We start from the raw sequence: 10,434 nt of genomic DNA, 5'->3' as shown, positions 1-10,434 counted from the left end.
AAGAAGTCTATAAAATGCTTCCGGTGTTATAAAACAATATAATCCCTCTTCGCGCCAAAGCCACCGCCGCACCGAAAGCAAGGTCTGCTTTACATTTGCAGTACAATGCATGCACCTCTATTTCCAAAGGGGAAGTTGTGATTTCATAAAGCCAACATCAGCTGGAGCTTGTGCCTTCTATTATTAAACAGCCTTGCAGGGCGTTTTTCTTCGGCAGTTGTAGTCCATTCTGCCGGGATTTCATCAATGATGGCGTGCAGTTGACCCTCTCCGATGCATTCCACCTTATCCAGCCATAAATCAAAAGGGGCTTCACCCGCTGCCAGTTGGGTAATGCCTGATGAACCATGGCAACCACTGTATCCGCCAGCATGTGGAGATCTGCCAGCGATTGGCAATCTGCACATGACTAATTTTGTTGAGTCAGTCTGACTTCCACCCAGTCTCTGGCAGCTATGGAATCAGGTTTAACTTCACAATCAATGGCCATAATTTTGACCCCCTGTTGGTGGGCATCGATCAGGGCCCGGGCAAAGGCAGGATGGGTTTGCAGATTGGGTGAAAAATACCTCACATCTTTCATTTGGATGATAAAAAACAGGTAAGCCTGATAGCCGTCATTTACGGCCTGGCAAAGTTCGGTGACATGCTTGATTCCCCGTTCCGTCGGTGCGTCGGGGAATAGCGCCACCCCGTTCTGTTCTAAAGTAACCCCCTTGACTTCCACCAATATTTGTCTGCTCCCGGTTTCAATATAAAAATCGAAGCGGGAGTTCCGGTATCTGTGTTCCGGTTTTATCAGAGCAATATTATCGAAAAAATCACCGCTTATGGCCCATTCATAAAACACTTTATTGGGTACCTGACTGTCCATATTGACCAACCGGCTGCCTTTGTAAACCCCAATTAAATCATATTTGGTTTTGCGCTTAAGGCCTGAGGCCCGTTGAACCAGAACTGACGCGCCCGGAAGCAGGAGCTCTTTGCACCGGCCGGTATTTTTTACATGGCAGATTTCCTTCCGCCCCGCTATTTTTATATGAGCAATGAATCTATTGGGCCGTGAGAGAAAGACCGCTTTTTCAATGTTTTCATACTGCATCTGTTTCTATTACCCGTTTCCCAATAAGAATAAATATAAACGTTACAGACCAGGATTCTATGGGAGGCCGCTTCCAGGCGGCCATGGGGACTGCCTCAGGATATAAAATGAAAAGACCTTGCTTGAAGGGGGGCGGGTTTCGAATTTAAAACTCAACCTCCAGGCCGATGTTCAATTGCTTTGCTTTCTCAAGTAATTTGGCTGAAACAATCAAGTCCTGTATAGCCATCCCTGTGGCATCAAAAAGTGTAATGTCATCTTCCGACCTTCTGCCTGGTTTCATGCCTTCAAGGACCTCTCCAATTTCAGTAATATCATCTGCTGAAATCCTCCCGGATTTTGCAGCATGTTGACACTCACCCTTTTGTATTACTTGGGCACGCGAATCCCCGAATAATCTTACATTTGCCATTAATTCCGGTTCGATTTCCTGTTTGCCCGGCATATCAGCCCCAATGGCATTAATATGTGTACCTGCTTTAATCCATTCTTTACTAATAAAAAACTCTCGAGACCGTGTACAGGTAACAATGATATCTACTTGACCGGCTATTTCCGCAAGCTCAGCATAAGGCACTGCTTTTAGCTGTAAATTTGGAAACTTGCCATTTTGTTCGTTGACAAACCGGCAGCTGTTTTCATCGATAATGTCGCAAATATAAATTTCTTCCAAGGCCGGCATTGCGGTTGCAAGCCCCAGTAACTGGGCTCTTCCCTGATTACCGGCGCCAGCGATCAATACCCTTTTAGAATCTTTTCTTGCCAATGCTCTTGCTGCTACAGCGCCCGCGGCACCTGTTCTCATAAAAGTTATCGGTGTTCCGTCAAGAATTCCTATGGGCTGCTGTTTATCCACATCCATCACAACGATTAATCCTGCCAGGGGAGCAAGCCCCCGCTGGGGATTTTCAGAGCAAAAACCCAGCATTTTCATACCGAATACACCTGCGCCGGCAAGATGACCTGATTTTAAATCCATTTCCCGCTTTCCGCTTTCAAAGTGATGTACGATTACGGGAAATACCCCGGCCTCTTCTCTGGCATAAAGTTTGTACGCCAATTCCACATCGGAAATCGCATCGCCCATGTTGAGCAAATCATTCGTTTGCGCACTGCTTAAAATACGAAGTGAATACAGATGTATTGCTCTCCTTATCAGTCAGTCTTTCAATTTCGTCCCTATATTTACCCATCAGCCATCGAGCCCGGCAGTCATTTCCCGCAAAAGGTAATAAAGCTCATTCTATTTTTCCATCTTTGTAAAATAATCTCCCAGCAGTCTAAGTCCTTCTTTAAGCATTTCCGGCTTGCCAAATCCATAGCCCAACCTGAACGTATACGGAATTTCGAAACAATCACCATGGCAAAGCAATACGCCGGTTTTTTCATATATGTCCAAACATAATTCATCACTTGGAATATCAAAATCATATTTTATGAATACTGTGGAACTCAAGCTTTTGTATTGGCATGATAAGTGCGGTTGCGTTTCCAGCCATTTATCAAGGATTTCTTTATTTTCTCCGACGATTTCCCTGGATCTGCTCAGAATCTTTTCGTAATTTTCAAAAGCGATGGCTGTGATCCATTCATCAAATACGCCGCCGCAAATGGTGTCATAGGAACGTCTGTTTTGAAGTCTTTCATAAGTGTTTCTATCCCGGGTAACAACCCAGCCGACTCTGGTTCCCGCCATTGAAAATACCTTTGATGTGCTGCTGGTTGCAATGCCTTTTTCGTATACATCTACGATGGATGCCATGTAATCATCGCCTAAACCTCTATAGATTTCATCACATAATATATAGGCATTCACTTTTTCAGCGATTTTCCCAATCTCTCTCAACATGTCCTCTTCGATATAAGATCCGGTCGGATTGTTGGGATTGGTGAGTAGGATCATCTTGGTATTGCTATCAACCAATCCGCGTAATTCATCCAGGTCCGGCAAATAACCGTTTTCTTCCTTTAATTCAATATATCTGATCTCCACTTGCATCGATTCCGGAATTGAATAATGCTGTTGGTAATTGGGCATAAAGATAACCACATTGTCTGTGGGTTCCAACAGCTCAGTAATTACCATGTTATTGGCGCCAGTGCCTCCATGAACCGTCAAAATCATATCCGAGGTTACTTCCCGGTACATTTTGCTTATCGCTTCTAAAAGCCTTCTAAAGCCAAAAAAGTGTCCATAATGAAGGCTCATTTTTTCTACTTCTTTTAAAAATTTGCCGCAATCCTCGCCGATAAAGTCAAATAATTCTTCAACCGTAAATGCCTTCACACAGCTTGCACCCAAGTTGTACTTGCATCCTTCATCCCTCGGATTCAGCCATTTTTCAAGTTTGAATTCATTAATACGCATGTTGTTATCTCCTATATTGCAATTTTTATCCCCAAACCATACTTTACATAGACTGCCGCCGCCGCACCCAGGCCTATTTTCCATCACGTTTTCTTAAGGCTATTCCTCCCAGAAACTCAGCCGCGACACGAGCACAGAATTGTGCGCCCATGCCATTCAAATCATAATCAGGGGTATACTCATTGATGTCACAGCCAATAATCTTCTCTCTTGTGATACGGCGCAGAGCATGGAACATTTCATCCATGGTCAGCCCCCAGAATTCCGGAGCTTTCTGCGACATCACCTGACTTGGATCCATAACGTCAATATCCAGAGAGAAATAAATTCCATCCGTACCATTGGTGGCTAATTTTATAGCTTCATTCATCACATCTTTGATACCGCATTCTTTTACTTCATCAATCGTAATGACACGATGTCCCAATTCACGGGCCACATTTCTTTCGAATATAGAATTGCGTACCCCCCTGATTCCAACGCAAACAAAGTTTTCAGGACTTATTTTGCCAAGTTCAAGAACCTGGCTCCATTCTGTTGAAGCCCAGTTTTTTGGCTCATGTGAGAGGTCCATATGGGAGTCAAACACGATGAGTCCTATTTTCTTAGTTCTTGGTTTAAGTATTGCTCGTAGTGTCGGGGTAGGCACAGTATGATCACCGCCTAAAATGATAGGCACCGCTCCTGCCGCTACAATATCCGCTACTTTTTCTTCCGCCCGTTCAAGATTACCCTCAATATCATCCGGTGTGTATGGCACATCACCATAATCCACCACCCTGATATGATTCTCAAAAACCAGATCTTTATCGATTTCAGGGAAATAACCGCGGTTATGATTGATGGAGTAATAAATGGAATACTTGCGTATCATATCCGTACCTTGATCAGCCCCCATGCGCCAGTACACAGACCCCTGAGGCGGTCTGCCGCAAGTAGGCGGAGCCATTATCATAGGAGTTTGAATGGTCAGGCCTTCAAAAGGGATGCCCAGAATTGCTGCATCAGCACCTTGCAAGTCCTGCGGTTTTTTTGCCAGCGGATACTCCATAAAAGTCGGGGTATCGCCTTTCAAGATAGACAGCTCGATCCTCTCCCCGCGAGCCTTCTGCGTTTTTAGCAAATCCATGGCATTTTCAAAAGCAAACTTGATCTGTTCCTTTTCCTTTGCACTAATGGCTTCCTTATCTGACATTCTTTTACCTCACTTTCAGTATGGTTAATATCAGGCATGTCCTGATTCTTATGCCGCCTTTATATGCAGCAATCCCCAGGCATTGCTTCTTAATCAAGCCCATAAAAAACAAGCCGCTTCACGCTCTGCAACACAGTTAATGGCTACAAAGGGTTTGCGTCTTCTAAAGCCCTTGTTATAACTGCTTTATACGAACATCTCTTTCCCTGTACCGGTTGTCAGTGCTGTAGAATTTGTAAATGCAGCTTTTTCTGCATAGTTTAGCCTTTATTATTGAATTTCTACCTCCAATTATATCATCAAAACAATAATGACAGCCCATGTGCTTTATGGTTAGCCTGTCCGGGCTTGGCTGACGGACATTTGCATATACCCCAGAGGGTCGGGGAATCTGACTTTATGCGTTATTCCGGCTCTCCAAAAGGAATCGGAAAAAAGCGGATGGAGGATTCAGAGTGAGGGGACCGGGCCATAAACATCGATATTTGAAAATCAGCGGAATGAAGAGAAAAGCAGCATATATGAGTAAAGATAGGGCGGGGGAAGCTCGCAATATATTAGCTAAAATATATTGCTGCGTTGACACATTAGCTAAATATACACATAATAAACATATGTATAGCTAATATGGAGGGGATATGATGAGGGTCTCATCGACAGAGGTTCAGAATAACTTTGGCAAATACTTAAAATATGTGGAGGTCAACGAAGAAATCATCGTAACTAAAAATGGAAGGGATGTTGCCAGGATATTACCGTGCGATGATCAGAATAGCAGCCGGGTGGCGGAAGGCGCTGCAGAATATCAAACCCGGGAGGGCCGGGTGACCTATGAGGAATTTCTGGAACTTGTGGAAGCTTCCGAGCAGCGTTTTGAGATGATTGACGGAGTCATATACAATCTCGCCTCGCCCTCTTACGAGCATCAATATGCTGTGAACGAAATTCATGGCACATTTTACAACTGGTTTAAAAATAAAAATTGTATTCCCCTTACTTCTCCCTTTGATATTACCCTTTTTAAGGCAGAGGACAATATTTGTGTTGTTCAGCCGGATATAATCGTAATCTGCGACAGGGATAACATGGACAAAAAAGGCCAGTACAAAGGAGTCCCCACCCTTTTGGTAGAAGTCCTTTCGCCTTCCACCAGAAGCAAGGATATGCTTAAGAAGCTGGAGCTTTATAAGCAATGCGGCGTTAAGGAATACTGGATGGTTGATCCCAAAAATAATCTGATATATGTTTATATTCTTGATAAAAATGAAATAGCCGATAGCATAGCTTTTCAGAAAGGCGCTCATGAATATGCGGAGTCAGTATATTTCAGTGGCTTGAAGGTAGCCTTGACGGATGTATTTTTGTAGAGCATGAATGTAATCAAATCCGGGTTAAGCTGGTTGAAAATTATTCATACATCCGACTGGCGGCAGAACGATCCATTCATACCTACAGTGAAGCGGTAGCCATGGTTCAAGAAGAGGGCCCCGGTTTGGAAACGGGGCTTAAGATGAGGATATTAAGTGGGTAAACTATAGTCTGCCCCATTCCCGATGCTGATTGCGGACCACTTGGTTTTGGCGTTGATAATAAAGGTTACGATTATACTGAGTTTCAGAAGAGTTTTCCATGGCAAACCAGATTCTTTCGTGGTACAAATGGATAGCGGCCGCAGCGGTTTGATAATAACTGCAGCCGTTTTTAACCAGCCTGGTCATTAAGTCATTATCGTCATAACCTATGCCGGTAAAATCCTCATCGTAGCCGCCGATAGCGAAGAACTCCTCTCTTCTGATCGATGTTAAGAATGGCAGTTTAGTATTCAAGCCAGGGTAGTTGTGATAAAAAGCGTTGAGGTCAAATTTGCCCCCGGTTGCATTGAGATGATCTAGGAAAGAGCCGTCCTGGTCATCTCTAGCGATGGGGATGCCCATATACTTGGAGTTTGATAATAATGGCAAGCTTAACTGGGCTATACCATCATTAAGATGAAACATTTCCGCACAGGATAAGATCAGGACCTTACCGCGTGACATTTTGGCTCCTATGTTGATCGCAAACCCCGGCACCCGCCATTTTATGGTTCCGCCCAGGTTTCGCTGGCCGGTAAAAACGTATTTTAGATTCAGTGTGTGTTCGTATTGCTTGCAGATGGCTTCACTTTCATCCTCAACCCCATCATTTAATACAATGGTTTCAAAGTCTGCCGGCATTGCCTGCTGGGCAAGAGAAAACAGCCCCCATTTAAGAAGGTGAGGCCGCTGGAAGGTGGTGATAATAATTGAGGCGGTGCATTCCATCTATATTGTCTCTCCTTAATTAAGTGCCGATTACCGATTAATTCTGTGAGCCTTTGCCGCGTTTCCTTCGAACACCTGAAATGGAGCAGATGGGGTTTCCGGAGCTGAAAGCAGCTGGGACCTGGAATATTTCTCCGGGAATCGATGCAGCGTCTGCGCCTACAGGGTTTGCCTAATTAAACCTTGCTTAGTCGTCTTTTTCCCCCCATTGAAAATGATACACTACGCTGTCAAAAACGGTTTGATGTATGATCCCATGAGCATGTAACTTTTGCATTAACACTGTGTCTCCTGATATACAGGCCTCTCCCCATTTAGCTATTGTCGGATCGTATATATTGCTGCCGACCACGACTTGCCCTTCGGGATATCCACCCGCCATTTCAAAATGCTTTTTGCGTATCAGCAATGGCATGAATAAACCGCCGTTCTCCACCTTTGACTCAGCAATGGCAGCTGCATATTGCTGGAATTCATTTTCCCGGTAAGAACTATAGTTGCGCCCCAGGTCTTTTTCAATACCATACTGCCCGCTGGGCAGCTTCCCAGACTCAACCAGACGGGAGCAAACGCAATTGCTGCCGTTATATGCCCGCCACAGGTTATCAAACCAACCAGGGCTAAATGCCATATCCGAATTAATAAAAATCAAAAAATCCCCTTTGGCCTTAGCGGCCGCATAGTTATAGGCGCGATAGACATTATTTACATACCATTCGGCACGCTGTTCAGCGCTGTTGTTAAATTCATAATGGGGAATATCATGTTCCCGGAGGTATTCCATTACCTCATCAGTGGCATCATTAGCTACGAAGAAAAACTCCTTTCGCGTCATTTCTGTATATTTGAACACCTGTTCATATACAAATTTAAGCCAGGCCACACTTTTATAGATCAAACATACTATTGAAAATTGCGGTCTGAATACTTCTTCCCGGAATTCCTCCACATAAGCCAGGGATTGTGACCAGCTTAACGGCTCCGGCTTTTCATCATCTTCCCATAAACCTTCGGGGAAGTATTCCTGCGGAACCTTTTCCAGGACCAATTGTTCTTCGCTTATTAAGCGATCCAACATATCATAGCCACGTTGCCCATGAGATTCATATACCAGGTATTTATGGGCCAGGCGCTGTTTGGAAGAAAATCCGTAATGCAAGACTTTGATGGTATCTACCCAATGCAAGCGCTTAATGCTGGGGGGGTAAGGCCTTTGATGGAGGCCGGGTTGGGGTTTGTTATAGCTCATGCCCGGTGTGACCCGCCATAAGCGCACAAACCAGCCAACATCATACAGGCTGTCTAATCTTCTCCAACTATGACTGCGCCACAGATTCACCTCATGAAAAACCACCCCGTCAATTTGTCGATCAATACACAGCTCACAAATCCCCTGCAAATGATCAGCTGCGCTGGCGGTCAATACTTCATCGGCATCCAACCATAATATGAAGTCGGGTTCAAGCTTTAATGCCTCCTGCAGCAAAACCTGTTTATGACTGATCTCATTGGCAAAATCATTTTGAATTCCTCGAATAACGTAGGGGGTTTGGCTGAGCATGAACTCATAGCTGCCATCAGTGCTGCCGTCGTCGTAAACTACAATGGCATCAACCAACGGTTTCGTGTATCTAAAAAACCTTTCCAAATTGGCCTTAATCATTTCGTTATATACCTGGCAGATACAGACGATTTTGTATTTCCGATCCGGCTGCCTGGGTTCTTGCCAGGATAGTTGCAACCGGCGTTTTCTACAGATCGCGAGGCCAGGGGATGCTGGTATGGTCATTATTTCAAATTCATCGCGGTATCGTGACAATTCTTCTGCCGCCAGGTATGCAGTGCCGCACCAGGCGGGGTTAAGCAGTTCCTCGCTGCCGGGATGCACATCATGCAGCAGTATCAGTCCGTGGGGAGCAACATAGGGAAGATATGCGTAAAAGTCCTGCAATACCGTCTCTTTGGAGTGATCAGCATCGATAAACAGCATGTCAATCCATAAGGAACCTGCTTTTATTTGCTGGGCAAACTCCAGGGTGGTGCTGTTAATAAATTGAGTTTTAGATGATTTCACCATAAATTGCCCGGCTTCGGGATTTAAATCCACTCCAATCAAATGATCCGCAAAAGGAATCACTCTATTAAAAAGAGCACAGCGGTATATGCCCAGTTCGACATATACCCGGGGTCTTAAAATGCTGGCCAGGTGAACGATAAAGTCTTCGTGCCAGATCAATCCTTTACGGGACGATAAATCAATGGTACTCATCGCAGCAATTCTCCATCATAATTCAATTCTTCATTTATATTGAGGTGATGCTGATACAAGAGTTGTTTAGTCTCCGGTGCACTAAGCACGTTGTCTCCCGAACTATATTCCTGGTCAAGCATGTTAATCCCATATTCCTCCTGATAAAGCTCGGGAAGCATGGGTTTTATGGCATAGTACTGACCGCGCTCACAGGTGTGCCAGGCTTCTTCATTGGAAACCAAAATCTCATGTACCTTCTCCCCAGGCCTGATGCCAGTAACAATTATGTTAATGGGACGGTCTTCTATAAGCGCTTGGGCTATGTCGATGATTCGTGCCGAAGGCACCCGGGGAACATATATTTCTCCAGGCAGGGCCTGTTCTATAGCAGTAAAAATGGTATCCACCGCCCGATCCAATGACAAGAGAAAGCGAGTCATGTCTAAAGTCGTGATGGTAACCGGCCCCCCACTTTTTATCTGGTCGTGAAAAAGAGGAATTACCGAGCCTCGCGAAGCCAGGACATTGCCGTAGCGCACACCAATAAATCGAGTATGGGTACTGCCGATATTGGCATTAATAAAAACCCGTTCCTGAATTGCTTTGGTCATCCCCATAACATTAATGGGTTTGCAGGCCTTATCTGTAGAAACCCCCACAACGGTTTCAACAGGAAGATGGAATTGTTTAATAGCCCGAACAATGTTTTCGGCTCCACCAATATTGGTTTGAACCGCTTCACTGGGAAAATACTCGCATGAAGGAACTTGTTTTAATGCGGCCGCATTAATGACAATATCAACCCCGTCCAGGGCTTGACATACCGAGTGGTAGTTGCGTACATCGCCAATACGGAATTCAACCAATCGCTCAAAATCGCGGTAAATAATTTCGTCTGTGGCCATTTTATTTTGCTGGTAAGCCATTCTCATAAAGTGTTGTTTGGCCTCATCGCGTGAAAAAATAATAATCTTTTTTGGGCCATAGGGATGCATATCTAATAAGCGCCGGGTTAACACCTTTCCAAGTGATCCGGTTCCACCGCTGATCAAAACCACCTTATCCCTAAACAAGGACATTGTTATGCCTCCTATCTGATGCCGTACGGGCCAGTCAAATAATCTTGATACATTTGTTCAATCATTTCCGGCCAGGAAGGAAGGGAATAAGATAATAAACTGCGCAACCGCGTGGAATCTAAAGAACGATCGCAGATGG

At 44.6% G+C, this 10,434-nt stretch carries 9 protein-coding genes; 1 reads left to right on the top strand and 8 read right to left on the bottom strand.

The window, feature by feature from the left end; genetic code table 11:
• Positions 1-157 precede the first annotated feature (157 nt).
• The 5 genes from B3W37_RS10130 to B3W37_RS10110 form a co-directional block, all read right to left on the bottom strand.
• Positions 158-373: a hypothetical protein gene (locus B3W37_RS10130; protein WP_483175639.1), complete on the bottom strand. Its 216-nt coding sequence runs from the start codon at positions 371-373 to the stop codon at positions 158-160.
• 36 nt (positions 374-409) lie between these two features.
• The gene (sfsA, locus tag B3W37_RS10125; protein ID WP_483171387.1) at positions 410-1,102 is read right to left on the bottom strand and encodes a DNA/RNA nuclease SfsA; all 693 of its coding nucleotides are present in this window, start codon (positions 1,100-1,102) and stop codon (positions 410-412) included.
• Between the two features lie 145 nt (positions 1,103-1,247).
• Entirely contained in the window at positions 1,248-2,225 is a 978-nt protein-coding gene (locus tag B3W37_RS10120) for an ornithine cyclodeaminase family protein (protein ID WP_483171414.1), read from the bottom strand.
• A gap of 120 nt (positions 2,226-2,345) precedes the next feature.
• Positions 2,346-3,470, bottom strand: a complete 1,125-nt coding sequence (locus B3W37_RS10115) for an aminotransferase class I/II-fold pyridoxal phosphate-dependent enzyme (protein ID WP_483171386.1) — start codon at positions 3,468-3,470, stop codon at positions 2,346-2,348.
• A 73-nt stretch (positions 3,471-3,543) separates the two neighbouring features.
• A complete protein-coding gene (locus B3W37_RS10110; protein WP_483175638.1) occupies positions 3,544-4,665 on the bottom strand; it encodes an agmatinase family protein in 1,122 nt (373 codons plus the stop codon).
• Between the two features lie 641 nt (positions 4,666-5,306).
• Between B3W37_RS10110 and B3W37_RS10105 the strand changes: the two genes are divergently transcribed.
• Positions 5,307-6,032 carry a type II toxin-antitoxin system prevent-host-death family antitoxin gene (locus tag B3W37_RS10105; RefSeq protein ID WP_483175641.1) on the top strand — a complete coding sequence of 242 codons (726 nt, stop codon included), beginning with the start codon at positions 5,307-5,309 and terminating at the stop codon, positions 6,030-6,032.
• 165 nt (positions 6,033-6,197) lie between these two features.
• On the opposite strand, the gene B3W37_RS10100 is transcribed toward B3W37_RS10105, so the two are convergent.
• The 3 genes from B3W37_RS10100 to B3W37_RS10090 all read right to left on the bottom strand — a co-directional run bounded on the left by B3W37_RS10100 (position 6,198) and on the right by B3W37_RS10090 (position 10,295).
• On the bottom strand, positions 6,198-6,965 hold the full coding sequence (locus B3W37_RS10100; protein WP_483175637.1) for a glycosyltransferase family 2 protein: 768 nt from the start codon (positions 6,963-6,965) through the stop codon (positions 6,198-6,200).
• A 187-nt stretch (positions 6,966-7,152) separates the two neighbouring features.
• On the bottom strand, positions 7,153-9,234 hold the full coding sequence (locus B3W37_RS10095; RefSeq protein WP_483175636.1) for a glycosyltransferase: 2,082 nt from the start codon (positions 9,232-9,234) through the stop codon (positions 7,153-7,155).
• The gene (locus tag B3W37_RS10090) at positions 9,231-10,295 is read right to left on the bottom strand and encodes a polysaccharide biosynthesis protein (protein WP_483175634.1); all 1,065 of its coding nucleotides are present in this window, start codon (positions 10,293-10,295) and stop codon (positions 9,231-9,233) included. The genes B3W37_RS10095 and B3W37_RS10090 overlap by 4 nt, the downstream gene beginning before the upstream one ends.
• Positions 10,296-10,434: the final 139 nt, after the last annotated feature.

Source organism: Syntrophomonas sp. UBA5494 (genome assembly GCF_002426325.1).
This window is presented reverse-complemented; position numbering and strand designations above follow the sequence as displayed.